Origin of the sequence: Methylobacterium sp. J-030 (genome assembly GCF_022829545.1) — a bacterium.
GTDB lineage: Bacteria > Pseudomonadota > Alphaproteobacteria > Rhizobiales > Beijerinckiaceae > Methylobacterium.
On sequence record NZ_JAKSYM010000274.1, the window covers coordinates 1 to 15,137 of the forward strand.

Here is a 15,137-nt window from a genome sequence, read left to right on the forward strand (position 1 = left end):
AGCGGCTACTATTTCGGCGCCGACATCGCCCGCTACGTCTCGATCGGCGAGAGCGTGCAGGTCGGGCGCGGCAGCCACCCGGTCCAGTGCGGCTCGACCTCGCCGCTGTTCTACACCCACCACCCGGCGGTGCTCGACCGCGCCGAGCCGCGGGCGGCGGATTACGAGATCTGCGGGCCGTATCTGTGGCCCAAGCGCGTGCGCATCGGCAACGACGTCTATATCGGCCACGGCGCCTTCCTGATGCCCGACATCACCATCGGGGACGGGGCGGTGATCGGCGCCATGGCGGTGGTGACCAAGGACGTGCCCCCCTACGCGATCGTCGCCGGCAGCCCGGCCCGGGTCGTGAAGATGCGCTTCCCCGACGCGCTGATCGAGCGTTACCTGAAGGTGCAATGGTGGCGCTACGCCTTCTGGGACCTGCGCCAGTGCTCGATCACCGACCCCGAGAAGTTCCTCGATGCCGTGGAGGAGCGGATCGCGGGGGGAATCGAGGAGTACAAGCCCGAGCCGATCAGCCTGCAAGCCTTCGCCCAGAGCTTCGATCAGACCCTGACGCGTTAATCCAGCCTGTGCCGCGTAGAGCGCTGTCGCGCTTTCCGAACGCATCAGCGGCGCCACCACCTACGGCGCCCTAGGTCCGGCGGGGATGGTGTCGGCCCAGGCGGCGCGGCCGCTTCCGGGATGGCGACGCCCAGGGCGGATTCGGGCAGGATCGGACCCAACAGTAGGACCGTGGTGCAGACTGTTGAAGCGTCGCGGCTCGTGAAGGTGTTGACCACCTGATCGATCGGAAAGCAGCCCCCGTCGAGGCGGATCAGTTCGCCCCGGCTGAATGTCCCCCAGGACTGTTCGGCGGGCGGCAAGCGCGACAGGGTGCGTCCGCTGCCCCTCTCGATCACGATCAGCTCGTAGAATTGCACGTGTCTCCATCCCTTCGCATCGCACGCCGGCGGAAGCGTGCCGCTTCCTGCCAAATCGGCTCGTATCCTCGTCGGATCAGATCGTCCCCTCGAAGCGCAGGTTCGCCTCAGGGTACTCGACCATCATCCGGCGCTGCTCGGGCGAATTGTTCCAGCCGCCCGGCTTGATGTAGTCACCGGCGTCAAACACCTCGATCACATTTTTGACGGTCGGGATTTCCTGGAATTTGTGATCGTAGCCATTGGCGAACGAGACCAGGGTCTCGACGGTCTCGGAGAGGTAGCAGATCGCCGGACCCAGGGTCCCGAACCCGAACACGAGATGACGCCCGTTCACGAGCGCGCGGGTATCATCGACGATCGTCCCACTCTGCACGGAAAACGGGATCTCGCGCGCCGTGAGGTGCTCTTCGAGCGCATCGATCACCGGGTTCATCCGATTCTCATAGACAAGCTTGACGCGGCTGATGCGGCCGGCTCGCAGGAAGCGATCGATGACAAGGGTGTAGAAAGCCAGCGGCGGTTGGATGTAGGCGGCGTTGACCCAGGTGCTGAACACGTCGCCCGAGCGGATGTGGATGATCAGCTCATCCTCGGGCTTCGGCTCGAAGACCGGGGGCAGTAGGTTGAACAGCGGGTGGATGATCGTGCGGACGATCTCGCGCTTCTCGTGTGGCGTGAGCAGGTCCTTGGCGAAGCGCGAGTGGTGCTCCAACTCCCAAAAGTACCCCTCGAGGAACCAGCCACCCTCGGGTAACGGATGGGTGTTCGGCAAGAAGGTGATGCCGCCGAGGTCCACCGGCTCGGTGCGCGCGATCACCCCGCTGATGTCCCGCTTGGCCAGTTTGAAGTATTTCAGGCCGAGCCGGCGGGCGAGGGCGATCGCCATCGCGTGCTGCATCAGACCGTTGCCGAGGGCGGGGTTGAGCACGAGCGAGAGACCGATCAGCGGCGCGTCGCGGGTGCCGGGAGCCCCGACGAGGGCGTAGCTCATCTGCTCGACTGCGCTCGGCGCCTCGGCGAGGAGCGGGACATCGAGGCCGATGCGCTCCCGCAGCCGGATCAGTTCGAGGGCCGGTCGCTCGACGAAGACCTCCACCTGAGTCAACACCAGCGGCTGTCGTTCGTCGAGGGACACCTTGACGAAGCGAGCCCATGCCAAGCCAGCGAGCGGGAGCTGTAGGGGACTCGCTTGGCCGCGTGCCCGGAAATGCGTCAGCCCCGCATGGATCAGCGTCCAGGCCAGGCCGTCCTCGGAAACTTCGATCCGAAGGGAGCGCGCGGCCTCCCGCGCCAGCTCGCGCCGGTTGTGGACGACGATCGCCGACAATGGGAGGCGCTGTCCTAGATCGACCTGCCACCACGCCGGCTCGTCCACGTCCGTGTGGGTGTTGTATTCCTGGCTGAAATCGCCGTTGACCAGCCCCTCCGGGCCCAGCGGGCACCACCAAGGTCGGGAGCTCTGCGTCGCCGGTTTACCGAGGGCGACGTTGACGAAAAGGTCTGGGTCGTCGAAGGGCGCGGTCATCGCCGGTGTCTGAGCAGGTGGGCGGCGCGTGGTCAACCGCAGCCATCCCACCGCGCGGAGAACCGCCGGCCGCTTCGATGCCCCTCCACGGCTTGCATGGCCTTGCGTCATCCGGCTAGGCGATCCGAGCCTCACGCGGTGGCAGTGAGAGGTCACAACGTGAGGATCGCATGACCGCAGCAGCCGATCGGGCAGGGGACCTTGTCGATCTCGCGATCACCCGCGAGGTGACCCGGACTTCCGTTGTGCGGGCGCTCGCATCCGCCGCCGAGGATGGGCAAGCTCGCGGTGGCGAGGGGCAGGCGTCCGCGCTCCAAGTGGACCTCGGCATGCGATTTCCGATCCACGCCGTCTCGGTCCGCTGGAACGATCCCGATTGGCCGGGGGAGGGCGCCGCCGTGCGGCTCGCCTTCTCGTCCGACGGACTGACCTGGATCGAGCCGGATGTCATAGCGAGCACCGGAGCGGACGGCGAGATCCGCGCCGTCATCGCGGCCGGGGAGACGAGCTGGACGCGCCATGTTCGCGTCTCTGCCACCCCGAGTACCGCCGACGCCACGATGAAGTTCGCGCAGCTGCACGTTTGGTGCGAGGCGGCAACGCTCGACCTGATCGTCTTTCGCAAGCTGCTCGACGTGGACTTCAACATCCTCCACGAGCGCCCAGGGGCGGTGCTGCACACTTCCTACAGCCTCGTAAGTGCGGAGCGCCCGCGCACGAAAGCACTGGTCGGCATCGCGCTCCTCGAAAACGGCGCGTTCGGCAATTGCCTCGTGCAGTATTACGTCGCGATCTCGGCAGCCCGCGCGCTGGACCTCAAGCTCATCAAGATCCCGAAGATCGATCGGAGCCAGGCGATCTTCCTGAAAGAGCGCCTGACGTGTCACGGGATCACGTTCATCCCCGCTGACGAGCCTCTGCCGGACGACGGTTACTTCCTCTCAGGCATGTTCTTCGACGTACCGTTTCAGCAGATGGTGAATGCGCGCAGCCCGATGTCGATGCGCGAAGTCGTCCACACCTACATCCGACAGGTGTTCAACGGTCTGCCGGCGGTCTTTCCGGACAAGCCCGAGGACCAGCTCATCATCCACATCCGCTCCGGCGATATCTTCAGCACCTGGATCGATCCGAACTACCCGCAGCCGCCGTTGGCCTTCTACCGGATGGTGATTGAGCGCCTCCTGGCCGAGGATCGCATCAGGTCCGTGAGGATGGTGTTCGAGAATCGGGCCAATCCGGTGATCCCGGCGTTAGAGGCGTATGTCGAGGGCATCGGACTTCCGCTCTCGACGCAGAGCGGCACGCTTGTCGACGACGTCGCGGCGATCGCCAATGGTCGCTACCTTGTCTTCGGCTTCGGCTCCTTTGGACCCGGCGTCTGCCACCTGTCGGAGCGTGTTGATCAGGTGTTCTACTTCTCGTGCAATTGGCCGCAGGGCTTCCAGTCGATCGAGACGGTCGGCCACGTCGTCGAGGTCCGGGATGTCGGCGGCGGCTACATGAAGATCGGCGAGTGGACGAATTCCGAGGCTCAGCGCCGGCTGATGGTCGAATACCCGGCCGAGAACCTGGCCTTCGACGATCGGATCTGAGCCGGTACCCCGGCCGCTGACGGGCCGGCGCGGCCATCACCGGCCGGCCGGGCGGACGCTCAGCAGTGCTCCAGGTACCATTGGTAGGTCGTGCGCAGGCCGTCCGCCAAGTCGATCCGCGGCGTCCAGCCGAGCCCCTGCAGCTTGCTCGCGCTCATCAGCTTGCGCGGCGTCCCGTCCGGCTTCGACGGATCGGTGACGATCTCGCCCTCGAAGCCCACCACCTCCGCCACGAGCCGGGCGAGTTCGAGGATCGTCACGTCGCTCCCCGAGCCGACGTTGACGTGGGTCAGGTCGCTGTAGTGCTTCATCAGGAAGACCAGCGCGTCGGCGCAATCATCGACGTGCAGGAACTCGCGCCGGGGTAAGCCCGTCCCCCAGATCACCAACTCGCGCGCGCCGGCCCGCTTCGCCTCGTGCGCCTTGCGGATCAGCGCCGGCATGACGTGGCTGGTCTCGAGATCGAAATTGTCCTCCGGGCCGTAGAGGTTGGTCGGCATGCCCGAGATGAAGTCGCTGCCGTATTGGCGGCGGTAGGCCTCGCACAGCTTGATGCCGGTGATCTTGGCGATCGAGTACGGCTCGTTCGTCGGCTCTAGGGGCGCCGTGAGCAGGCTCTCCTCGACGATCGGCTGAGGGGCGAATTTCGGGTAGATGCAGGACGAGCCCAGAAACAGCAGCTTCTCGACGCCGACGCGATGGGCGGCCTCGATGAGGTTCGCCTCGATCATGAGGTTGTTGTAGAGGTAGTCGACCGGTCGCGTGGCGTTCGCGTGGATGCCGCCGACCTTGGCCGCGGCCAGGAACACCGCGTCGGGCCGGTGGGCCTCCATCCAGGCGCGGGCCTCGGCCTGCTCCATCAGGTTGATCCCCGGCCAGCCGGCGGTGAGCACCTCGCAGCCTTCGCTCGCCAGCCGGCGGACGATCGCCGAGCCGACCATGCCCCGGTGGCCGGCGACATAGACCCGCTTGCCGTTCAGATCGTAGATCGGTCTCGCGGCGGCGTCGCGCGCTGCGTCCGTGCCGGCTCCGCCCGAGCCCGGCCTCATCTCGCCCGCGACACCGCTGTTCGTGGTTTCCATCACCCGTCCCCGTGGCAGGATGCGTGGCCGGTCAACGCCCGCCGCCTTCCTTCATCGCTGATGTGATCGCGCTCACGGTTCCCGCGGCGCGGCCCGTGTGTCGGCGCCATTTACGGCGGCAGGATGGTCGCGCGTCCGGGCCACCCTTCGTCCACCGCGCCGTTCCGGCCTCAGGCCCCGGCGAGGTAGCGCGTGGCCTCGGCCCGCTCGGCCTTGGCCAGCGCGATCTCAGCGTCGACGTTCTCCGGCCCGACGATCGCGATCTCGGGCAGCGGGAAGATCATCCTGGTGCCGGAGAGGATGGTCTCGCGCTCCCGCTCCAGGAACTCCGCCCGGAAATGCCAGGGCAGGACCAGGTAGTAATCGGGGCGCATCGCCCGTGATTCGGCCTCGCTGAGGATCCGGATATCGGTCCCGAGCGTCATCGCCCCGACCTTGTCCTCGTTGCGATCGGCGGCGTAGGGGATCTGGCGATGGTCGAGCCCGTACCATTGCAGAAGGACGTTGCCCTTGGTGGAGGCGCCGTAGACGTGGATGGTCTTGCCCTCGGCGCGGATGCGGCCGACGAGTTCGGTCATCTCCGCCCGCAGCCGGTCGAGCCGCGCCTGGAACGCGTCGTAGGGCGTGTCGGTGTCGAGCTCCATCTCGAACTCGCGGACCTGCACGCGGCGGATGAGGTCGCGCGCCTCCTCGGTGTCGTACGCGAAGCAGGCGGCCTTGCAGCACCAGCAGCGGATGCTGCCGCCATTGACGTCGTTGAACTCGATCTTGAAGATGCGCAGCCCGGCCCGCGCCATGATGGTCTGCAGGACCGAGAGGCTGTAATACTCGAGATGCTCGTGACAGACGGTGTCGAACGAGTTCTTGATCAGCATCAAAGGCATGTACGACATCTCGAGGGCCCAGATGCCCGCGTCGGCCAACAAACCCTCTATGTGCCGAGCGAACTCGACCGGGCGCTCGAGATCGTAAAACATCGCGATCGACGTGACGACGTCGAACGCCTTGCCCTTCAGCCGCACCTCCGTCTCGGGGGAGGGGAAGACGGTGTTGATCACCTGGATTGGATGAGCCAGGCCGGACGCGATATCGGACGGGTCGACGCCCCAGAGTTCGACACCCTCGGGATAGAAGCGCAGCAGCGTCCCGTCGTTGCAGCCGATATCGAGGACGCGGGCCGGGCGTCGGCCGAGCAGATCCTGCGCCAGCCCCGCGATCCCGGCTAGGTGGTCGCGCATCGTCTGCGTGGTGCCCGAGCGGTACCAGTAGTTGGCGTAGAGGATGGCGGGCGGGATCGAGTGTGCGAGCTGAAGGAGGCCGCACGCATCCTCGTTCGCCGCGATGTCGCAGCGCACGAGCTGGGTCGGGATGCGCCGCTTCGGTGGCGCCTGAACGCCGGGCTTGACGAAGGAGCCCTGCAGATACTGCATCCCGAGGTCGATCACCGGCTTGAGTGCCGGGTTGCCACACACCCGGCAATGCGTCTTGTGTATGATGTGCATCGTTGAGCGCTCGAACGCCGCGCCGGGGCCCGGCTCGTTGGACGCGGTTGATAACCGGCGGGTGTGGGCGAAGCAACCCGAACCGAATCGCGGACGTAGTCAGTATGGTTACGCAACGTTCAATCGACAATAATTATCGGCCAACAGATAATGTATCGGCCTATCGCAATTCCTCTGCAGGCGCGTCGGACATGTCCGGCGCAGGATTTAGCCACGAACATCCGATGATCTTTGACGTTCAAGACGACGCCTGTCGCGCGAGCCAGCTGCGAGGCAACAGCTATCACAGCCAATATGCTGCGGAACGCGAGGCGGCGCTGCTCGACCTACGACATCGATTCCGCAGCGTCCGCCGCGTCCTCGTCACCTTCGCGTCGGGGCAGCGCTACGTGGAGCGTCAGAGGACATTTACCGCCGCAGCGGCTGCGACAGGCGAGTTCCACACCATCGAGAGCTGGGGCTTCGATCTCATCAAGGCCATGCCCTTCTTCGATCAGAACCGCGATATCCTCCAGCAGTCGCGAGGGCAGGGCTACTGGCTCTGGAAACCCTACCTCCTCTGGCGCGCGCTCGAGGCGTGCCAAGACGGTGACCTGATCGTCTACAACGATTGCCTGCCCGAAGACGGCAACGTGCTCGGACACTCGATCTTGCCGATGCTGGCCTGGCTGTCGGGCGGCGACCGCCGCATCGCCATCTCGCGCAAACCCGCTCCCAACCGATTATGGACCAAGCGCGACTGCTTCCACTACATGGGATGCGACGCCAGCCGGTACTGGGACGAGGAACAGGTGATAGCGACCTATCTGGGCTTTATCGCCAGCCCGGAGACGCGCAACCTCGTATCGGCGTGGCTGGAATTTTGCCGGGATGCACGGATCCTGACCGACGCTCCCAACACCTGCGGGCTGGACAACCTATCGGGCTTCCAAGAGCATCGGCATGACCAGAGTGTCTTGAGCAACTTGCTGATCCGCGACGGGTTCACGTTGCCAGCAATCCGGTTCGGGGAAAACATCTTCACCAAGCACTTCCAGGAAATGCTGAGCCTGTTCGAGACAGCACTCGTGAAAGAGCGGTTGAGCGCCCGCTGCATCTCCAATGGCAAGACGTGGCGCCAGAGCTCCGCGTCGGTCTGGTCGCCCGACCACGGCGTCATGGACAACACCGTTGAAGACCGGGACTTCTTCTTCCATACGGATGACGAGGAACGCCCCTGGTGGATCCTCGACCTCGGAACCCTCCATCATATCGAGATGATCGAGATCCTCAACCGCCCTACCCCTCGCTTCGCCTGGCGCGCCAACCGGCTGCAGCTCCATGTCGGCCGGACCGGCGACGACCTCCGTCTCGTCTACGATGCCGTGAGTGCGGAGTGGGACGCCATCACCCCATTGGTCGTGAACGTGGCGAACGAGGCGGCTCGCTTCGTCAAGGTGATGCTCGATGCCGAAGCTCCACTCCATCTCAAAGACGTGCGCGTATATGGGCACCTCGCAAATGGCAGCGAGCCCGATTAGATTTAGGACGCGCATCTCGCGCTTGAGGTTAACATGAAAACAGCACACGACCAAATAAGTGGCAGACAAACCCAGCTCACGACGGAACAAGGGAGAAGTGGTCTTCTGTCCACCACACAGAAGAGGTCGCTCGTCATTGTGGGCGCAGGCGAATTTGCCAAAATCGCCGACGAGTATTTCACAAAGGACTCAGACTATCACGTGGTAGCCTTCGCTGTCGAAAGCACTTTCAAGACGGCAGAAACGGTCAATGACAAACCATTGGTTGCGATTGAGGATCTAACGGTTCTATTTCCACCCGACAACTTCTCGGTGCACATTGCCATTACCTACACGGAATTAAACACGGTCAGGGAACGAATATTTAAAAAACTAAAATCCTTGGGATACAAATTCGCAAATTATATAAGCTCAAATGCTTTCGTGTGGGACAATGTCGAGATTGGAGAAAATGTTTTTATTTTCGAAGCCAATGTCGTCCAACCATTCTGCACCATCGGCGACTGCGTGGTTCTATGGAGCGGCAATCACATTGGGCACAGAACACAAATCAAATCCGGTGTTTACGTATCCTCGCACGTAGTAATTTCTGGGTACTGTCAGATAGGCGAAAGATGTTTTATTGGAGTAAATACGGCGTTTGCCGACCATGTAACTATCGCTGAAGACAATTTTGTAGCGATGGCATCTGTAGTGACAACAAACATGTTGGATCCTGATCGGGTCATCAAAGGATCACCCGCTACTGCAACAAAAATTTCCGCCAAAAGGCTGATGAAAGCACGGCCCTGAATGGCAGAAAAGCGTGTCTGGGGCGTCTACACGTGATTTGTTTATACGCTTGAGTCAGCCTCAGTTGGTGTCAGAAAGAGCAAAGAAAATAACCATAAACACCGTCGCCATTAGGCACGGCACCCTGCTTAGTGGTGAAATCCAGCCAAATTGTTGAGTGCGGTCTAGCGCCTGATGCAAGAACGCCATGTGCGCCCGAGTGGACCTCGACGAACCGCAGTGTCACGAGATAAGCGAGACCATAGCATGCGGCTTAAGAAAGGACCCATCTTCACGCCTGACGGGAGCTGCAAATGGGCAGATAAAAGATTTGGGGTACTAACGCCTCAACCATACCAGAGAAGAAACGGAGTTATACAACTATTTGGCGGCGTTCGTGCCGCACTTGGATTAAGTCGCTTAGATTATGATGACGTAGATCCGTCGAATCCTTCGCGTATAATTTCCGTCAGCAAAACGCCTGTCCTTGATACAGGGCGCCCGGCACGTTTGATGACAATGGCGTAATATTTCGGTGATGTAGTCCGCATCAGTCCTGAAGAAAATTCGCATGTAATATGTCGGATTTCAGATACCCAACCAAGCCAAATTTCTCGCTTTCAGCGGTCTTGCCGTCTCTCATGATAAAGACGAGACTTTTTATCGCGTTTCAGAGACTCCCAAAATGGATCGCCATTCCGATGGAGCATTCATCCGGGCAACACATACGGTAATGCGGCATGGTGATAAATACAAGATTTGGTATGCGGCCGGCGACGGCTGGGAGACGATCGGAGGGATACAATATTCTCGTTATCATATAAGATCGGCTGAAAACGACGACGGCATCAGTACGCGTCCGCAGCAAGGAGCAATCTGCTTAATGCCGTCCGAGAACGAGTACAGAATCGGACGTCCGAAAGTGAGAAAAAATAGACGGATCGTTCGAACTGCGATTATCATTTGATACTCTGGAGAAACGTTACGGTTCAGGAATTGCAGACTCAGACGACGGTTTCAGCTAGAACCGCGTCAACGATGAGAGCCTCATTGCCGCCGAATCTGAGAAGTAGGATGATGAAGTAGTGTGTTACCTAGTTGAGGTTGAGATCGACGATCGGACTTACTGTTTTACGGTGGGAACGGCACCGGGGCATCTGGATTTGGCTACGCAGTCTGGAGCGGTCATCTAAAATGAGCGACGAGATTAAATTGGTTCGGTATAATGAGTCCTTTCAAGCTGCTTGGGATGGCTTCGTCGCGAGCAGTAAAAATGGTACTTTCCTTTTTGAGCGTGCGTATATGGACTACCATAAAGACAGATTTACAGATTGTTCGCTACTGGCCTTCCGATATGGGACGAAAAAACCTATCGCAATTCTACCTGCCAACTGCCAACAGACCTCGGATGGGCTGTCCTTGGTAAGTCACGCGGGACTTACTTATGGAGGCTGGGTTTCAGCTAATGACATGACACTTTCAACAATGTTAGAAATTTTCGAAAATATGATTGGCTGGCTTTCGTCAAATAAATTTGGATCGCTCATTTACAAAGTTGTACCAAGGACATTCCATCGAAACTTTGCGGATGAGGACTTATATTGCCTATTCCGCTGTGGCGCCGAGCTATTTCGTGTAGATGCTTCTTCAGTTGTTGATATGCAAACCAAACCCCGCTGGAGCAAAGGTCGCCTACACAACCTACAGAAAGCAAGATCCGCAGGTATTAAAGTCTTCGAATCGACTGATTTCGGCGAATTTTACCAAATGCTTTCCACGGCTTTGGTCAAACATGACGCTAATCCGGTACATACGGCAGAAGAACTCGCACAACTCCATGCAAATTTTCCAGATCGTATACGGCTGTTTGTAGCTCGTCAGCAGAACGACAGCGAGGCCATTTCTGGAATTTTGATTTATGACTTCGGGCAATGCGTTCATACACAATACATGGCCAGCAACCATCGTGGTCGCGCAAACGGCGGCCTAGATTTAATTTTATACCACCTAATTTCAGTGGTTTTCGCAGACCGGAGATTTCTTAGCTTTGGAATTTCTACAGAAGATGCGGGAAGAAGGCTCAACATCGGTTTGTTACGTCAAAAGGAAATGTTTGGCGCTCGGACGGTCGCCCATCAGTTTTATCGGATCTCGGTTCCTTAATTTCTCACTGGAAACTCAAAATGCGCCCTAAAATCTCCGTCTGTATTCCGTCATTCAGTCACGGGAAATACATTGGCAGATGCATAGAGAGCGTGCTGCAACAGACCATACAAGACTTTGAGCTTGTCATTTCTGACGACAACTCGCAAGATGAGACAGTCCAGATTATCGAAAGCTATGCGGACGATCGCATTCGGATCATAAAAAATACTATCAACGCCGGCCCCAATGAAAATACTAACCGTTGCCTGCGAGCGGCATGCGGCGAATATGTCGCACTTTTGGCATCGGACGATGTGATGCTTCCACGCAGACTGGCGGCTCAATTATCAGTACTCGAAAAAAAACCGGAACTAGGAGCTGTTTTTTCGCTTATCGAAGTTATCGACGATACTGACGCGGTACTGTCTGATACGATCTATGAGGAGATTTTCACGCATGAAAATCGTCCGCGACTTTCTTGGCTCCGTCACTTTTTTCTATATGGCAACTGTCTTGCCGGTATCACACCTATGATTCGAAGGCGAGTTATAGATGAAATTGGCCTATATCATCCACTTTTGGTACAGTTAGCTGATTTTGATTATTGGATTAGGATTTGCACCAGATGGGAAATAGAGGTGCTTCCAGAGAAGCTTTGCCGATACCGTATCCATCAAGCTGGTACAAACACCAGTGCAGATACGGTCGACAGCCGCGTGCGACTTAGATGGGAATCCGCGTATGTTTTCCGGCACTACGAATGCTTGGCCGCAGCCGATCTGCGCATCATTTTCCCAGAAGTGAATACTCTTCCGACTGACGCTCCGAACTATCTATTGCTCCTCGAGGCATGTATTAAGTCCCCCAATATTTGGGCGAAGATGTATGGCTTGACTATTTTTGTGCAAAGATTCCCTCAGCCCGAAGCAGCTCAACACTTCCATCACGCTGGATATAACTGGCGAACATTTGCTAATATGCTATCTGACGCCGACCCATTCGGTATGCGCGAGGCTGAAAATCTTCTGGAAAAATTGAACCGTGCGGAGCGTGTTATAGACTCGAATTCTTCTGAGCAGTTTCCTTCGGATAATCATTATGATGTTGGCCTACCCCTCCCCCGGAGAGGTTGGTCTGCCCTTTTTTCTTTCAGCAGCAAGACAAAATCATGAGGCTTCGCTTTGATTATGAATTTCACATCAAAGTTTCGTTGAACTGTAACCTTTCGGCTGGGACCACGTCCGCTGTGAGCGCGGCGTGCTAATCTGCTCTGATGTTAGTGGACCAGGAGTGTGGGTACGACCAGCCTACAGCATGATCGACCGCATGCTCAGCAACCCGGCCTATGCACACCCACTCTCCAAGCGGTCGCCTGAGAACGCTCCGACTCTGGCGCATCAGTCGGGCCGCGTGAACAGGGTCCGGAACAGCGCTTCGGATTGGCGCAATCCTTCATCGGTCAGCACCACCGACTTGGCGCGTCCGACCGGATCGGCGATGAGCCCCTTGGCGTGGAGACGGCCAAGCACGGCCCTGTCAAAGCCCTTCCAGGCCCGACGCCCGTCGTGGAGCATCGTAACCGATCGGCTGGCACCACGCCCGGTCTGAGCGCGACGTGCTAATCTGCTGGGATGTCGGTCGGCGAGGATCGCATCGACGAGGCGGTACTCGCCCTTCTGTGGCTGACGCTCCACGACGAGCGTCGGGCCTGGAAGGGCTGTAAGCATGCGGCCTGGGCCGCAGGCGTTCCGGTCGCGGTAGATTGGCTGCGTTAGGCGGCGTCGAAGAAGAGCTGAGTGGCGGCAGGTTGCAGGCAGTTCCACGGCAGCAAGGCATCGAGGTCGCGGGCGGGGTGTTCGTTGATGCGCGCGAGCACATCGGCCAGCCACGCTTGCGGGTCGACGCCGTTGAGGCGCGCGGTCTGGATCAGCGGTAAGCGCTCGTTGGCAGGCGCCTTGCGGGATTAGATCCTGGACCTGGATACAGTGCTGTCGCGAAGGCCTGTATCCGCCCTATGTCTGGACCTACGATCTTACCCCATATCGTCTTGGCCGGCACGCGTCGCTCGTGGACGCGTGAGGAAAAGCGAGCGATCCTCGACGAGGCGCAGAGCACTACCGCGTCGATCTCGTCTGTGGCACGCCGCCATGGCCTGACGCCATCGCTCCTCTTTCGCTGGCGACGCGAGGCCTGGGATGAGGAGCGGGCGGCGGCCCGGCCGGTTCCGCCTCCCTTCGTTCCGCTCGCACTGCCGGCACCGGTGGGGCTGCCGACGCGTGACCAAGGGGCGCCGGGTGGCGCCATCGAGGTGGAACTGGCCGACGGCCGTCGGCTGCGTGCCGAGGCCGGTGCCGATCCGGCCTTGGTGCGGGATCTCCTCGCGGCGCTGCTGGATCGATGATCCCCGTTCCTTCGGGCTTACGCGTGTGGCTGGCCACCGGCCACACGGACATGAGGAAGGGCTTCGATGGGCTCGCCGCGCTGGTGCAGGATCACCTCCACCAGGATCCGTTCTCCGGTCAGGCCTTCGTCTTCCGCGGCCGTGCGGGGCGGCTGATCAAGGTCCTGTGGTGGGACGGCCAGGGGCTGTGCCTGTTCTCGAAGCGGCTGGAGAAGGGGCGCTTCGTCTGGCCGGGGACGGCAGGGGCCGCGGCGGCGCTCTCACCGGCTCAGCTCGCGATGCTGCTGGAGGGGATCGACTGGCGGGCGCCCGAGCGCACGGACCGGCCGCGCATCGCGGGCTGAGGGCGGCCGCGCCCGAAGGGGCTGGCGGAGCTGTCGTGTACAAGCTAAGCTATTGACATGGCTCTCGATCCTGCCTCGCTGCCGGATGACGTGGATGCGCTCAAACGCATGATCGTCGGCATGGCGAGGGACGCCGTTCATGCCAACACGCTGATCGAGAAGCTCCGCGGCGAACTCGCAAGGTTGAAGCGGGTGCAGTTCGGCGTCTCGTCCGAGAAGCTGCAAGCCCGCGTCGACCAGCTCGAACTCGCCATCGAGGCCCTGGAGGTCGACGAGGCCGAGCGCCTCGCGGCGGCTCCGGTCGTCGCCGAAGCGGTCGAGGCGGCAAGCCGAGGGCCGGGGCGCCGCCCCCTGCCGGATCATCTGCCGCGCGAGACCGTCGCTCATCCCGGCCCCTGCGCCTGCCCGGCCTGCGGCGGTCGCCTGCGCCGCATCGGCGAGGACGTGACGGAGAGCCTCGACTACGCGCCCGGCCGCTTCAAGGTCGTGCGCCACGTGCGCGAGGCCTTCTCCTGCCGCGCCTGCGAGACCGTCGTGCAGGCCCCCGCGCCCTACCACGCCATCGCCCGCGGCCGTGCCGGCCCCGGGCTGCTCGCGCATATCGCCGTGGCGAAGTTCGACGATCACCTGCCCCTGTATCGTCAGGCCGAGATCAATGCTCGTGACGGCGTCACGTTGCAGACCTCGACCCTGTCCGGCTGGATGGGCGCCACGGCCGCCGCGCTGGTCCCGCTGGTCGATCTCCTGCGCACGGAGGTGATCGCCGGGTCGGACGTCCTGAACGGTGACGATACGACGATACCGATCCTGGCGCCCGGGGCGGGGAAGACGAGAACTGGCCGGCTCTGGGCGTATGTGCGCGACGAGCGCCCCCACGGTGGGGTGCGTCCGCCGGCTTCCGTGTTCTTCGCCTCACCGGATCGGAAGGGCGAGCGCCCGCTCACGCATCTGGCGGCGTTCTCCGGCGTGCTTCAGACGGATGGGTATGCCGGCTTCAACGGGCTCTACGAGGCCCGTCGCCCGGGCGGCGCGCTGATTGAGGCCGCCTGCTGGGCGCACACCCGGCGCAAGTTCTTCGATGTTCATGCCAGGATCGGCTCGGCGGTCGCCTTCGAGGCGCTGGAACGGATCGGGGCGATCTATGAGGTCGAGCGCTCCGTTAGCGGCAAGCCACCCGACGAGCGTTTGCGGCAGCGCCAAGCCCGATCCCAACCGCTCGCAGCAGCCCTGAAGGCCTGGGCGGAGATGATCCTGCTGCAGCTCTCCGGCGGCTCCGATCTCGCCAAGGCGTTCCGCTACATGCTGGTGCGCTGGACGGCGCTG

At 60.9% G+C, this 15,137-nt stretch carries 14 protein-coding genes and 1 pseudogene; 9 read left to right on the forward strand and 6 right to left on the reverse strand.

Annotation, left to right across the window (positions count from 1 at the left end; all coding sequences use genetic code 11):
* Nucleotides 1–567 (forward strand): CatB-related O-acetyltransferase (locus tag MKK75_RS20030; protein WP_244044274.1); only part of this gene is annotated, 567 nt, incomplete at its 5' end.
* A 44-nt stretch (nucleotides 568–611) separates the two neighbouring features.
* On the opposite strand, the gene MKK75_RS20035 is transcribed toward MKK75_RS20030, so the two are convergent.
* Nucleotides 612–926: a hypothetical protein gene (locus MKK75_RS20035; protein WP_244044275.1), complete on the reverse strand. Its 315-nt coding sequence runs from the start codon at nucleotides 924–926 to the stop codon at nucleotides 612–614.
* Nucleotides 927–1,002: 76 nt separating this feature from the next.
* Nucleotides 1,003–2,454, reverse strand: coding sequence for a discoidin domain-containing protein (locus MKK75_RS20040; RefSeq protein ID WP_244044276.1), 1,452 nt, complete (start codon nucleotides 2,452–2,454; stop codon nucleotides 1,003–1,005).
* Nucleotides 2,455–2,624: 170 nt separating this feature from the next.
* Here MKK75_RS20040 and MKK75_RS20045 point away from each other — a divergent pair, with 170 nt between their 5' ends.
* Nucleotides 2,625–4,049, forward strand: a complete 1,425-nt coding sequence (locus tag MKK75_RS20045; RefSeq protein WP_244044277.1) for a discoidin domain-containing protein — start codon at nucleotides 2,625–2,627, stop codon at nucleotides 4,047–4,049.
* A gap of 59 nt (nucleotides 4,050–4,108) precedes the next feature.
* Here the strand turns inward: MKK75_RS20045 and MKK75_RS20050 are convergent, their stop codons facing one another.
* Together MKK75_RS20050 and MKK75_RS20055 are read right to left on the reverse strand one after the other, a co-directional pair.
* Nucleotides 4,109–5,038 carry a GDP-L-fucose synthase gene (locus MKK75_RS20050; protein WP_313901877.1) on the reverse strand — a complete coding sequence of 310 codons (930 nt, stop codon included), beginning with the start codon at nucleotides 5,036–5,038 and terminating at the stop codon, nucleotides 4,109–4,111.
* 263 nt (nucleotides 5,039–5,301) lie between these two features.
* Nucleotides 5,302–6,633 carry a class I SAM-dependent methyltransferase gene (locus MKK75_RS20055; protein ID WP_244044278.1) on the reverse strand — a complete coding sequence of 444 codons (1,332 nt, stop codon included), beginning with the start codon at nucleotides 6,631–6,633 and terminating at the stop codon, nucleotides 5,302–5,304.
* A 224-nt stretch (nucleotides 6,634–6,857) separates the two neighbouring features.
* Between MKK75_RS20055 and MKK75_RS20060 the strand changes: the two genes are divergently transcribed.
* The 4 genes from MKK75_RS20060 (at nucleotide 6,858) to MKK75_RS20075 (ending at nucleotide 12,241) form a co-directional block, all read left to right on the forward strand.
* A complete protein-coding gene (locus MKK75_RS20060) occupies nucleotides 6,858–8,153 on the forward strand; it encodes a hypothetical protein (RefSeq protein ID WP_244044279.1) in 1,296 nt (431 codons plus the stop codon).
* 33 nt (nucleotides 8,154–8,186) lie between these two features.
* On the forward strand, nucleotides 8,187–8,945 hold the full coding sequence (locus MKK75_RS20065) for an acetyltransferase (RefSeq protein WP_244044280.1): 759 nt from the start codon (nucleotides 8,187–8,189) through the stop codon (nucleotides 8,943–8,945).
* 1,173 nt (nucleotides 8,946–10,118) lie between these two features.
* Complete coding sequence (locus tag MKK75_RS20070) at nucleotides 10,119–11,087, forward strand: hypothetical protein (protein WP_244044281.1); 969 nt, start codon at nucleotides 10,119–10,121, stop codon at nucleotides 11,085–11,087.
* 20 nt (nucleotides 11,088–11,107) lie between these two features.
* Nucleotides 11,108–12,241, forward strand: a complete 1,134-nt coding sequence (locus tag MKK75_RS20075) for a glycosyltransferase family 2 protein (RefSeq protein ID WP_244044282.1) — start codon at nucleotides 11,108–11,110, stop codon at nucleotides 12,239–12,241.
* A gap of 225 nt (nucleotides 12,242–12,466) precedes the next feature.
* Here MKK75_RS20075 and MKK75_RS35815 read toward each other — a convergent pair whose 3' ends face one another.
* Both MKK75_RS35815 and MKK75_RS20085 read right to left on the reverse strand, forming a co-directional pair.
* Nucleotides 12,467–12,718: a DUF6429 family protein gene (locus MKK75_RS35815; protein ID WP_313901878.1), complete on the reverse strand. Its 252-nt coding sequence runs from the start codon at nucleotides 12,716–12,718 to the stop codon at nucleotides 12,467–12,469.
* Nucleotides 12,719–12,840: 122 nt separating this feature from the next.
* Nucleotides 12,841–12,999 (reverse strand): annotated as a pseudogene (locus MKK75_RS20085) (transposase domain-containing protein); the annotation flags it as partial.
* A gap of 117 nt (nucleotides 13,000–13,116) precedes the next feature.
* On the opposite strand from MKK75_RS20085, the gene tnpA reads away from it, so the two are divergent.
* The 3 genes from tnpA to tnpC all read left to right on the forward strand — a co-directional run.
* Nucleotides 13,117–13,470 (forward strand): IS66-like element accessory protein TnpA, encoded by a 354-nt coding sequence (tnpA, locus tag MKK75_RS20090; protein WP_244044284.1) that lies wholly within the window; start codon nucleotides 13,117–13,119, stop codon nucleotides 13,468–13,470.
* A complete protein-coding gene (gene tnpB, locus MKK75_RS20095; RefSeq protein ID WP_244044285.1) occupies nucleotides 13,467–13,814 on the forward strand; it encodes an IS66 family insertion sequence element accessory protein TnpB in 348 nt (115 codons plus the stop codon). The genes tnpA and tnpB overlap by 4 nt, the downstream gene beginning before the upstream one ends.
* Before the next feature lie 57 nt (nucleotides 13,815–13,871).
* The coding region (gene tnpC / locus MKK75_RS20100) for an IS66 family transposase (protein ID WP_244044286.1) at nucleotides 13,872–15,137 on the forward strand (1,266 nt) is incomplete at its 3' end.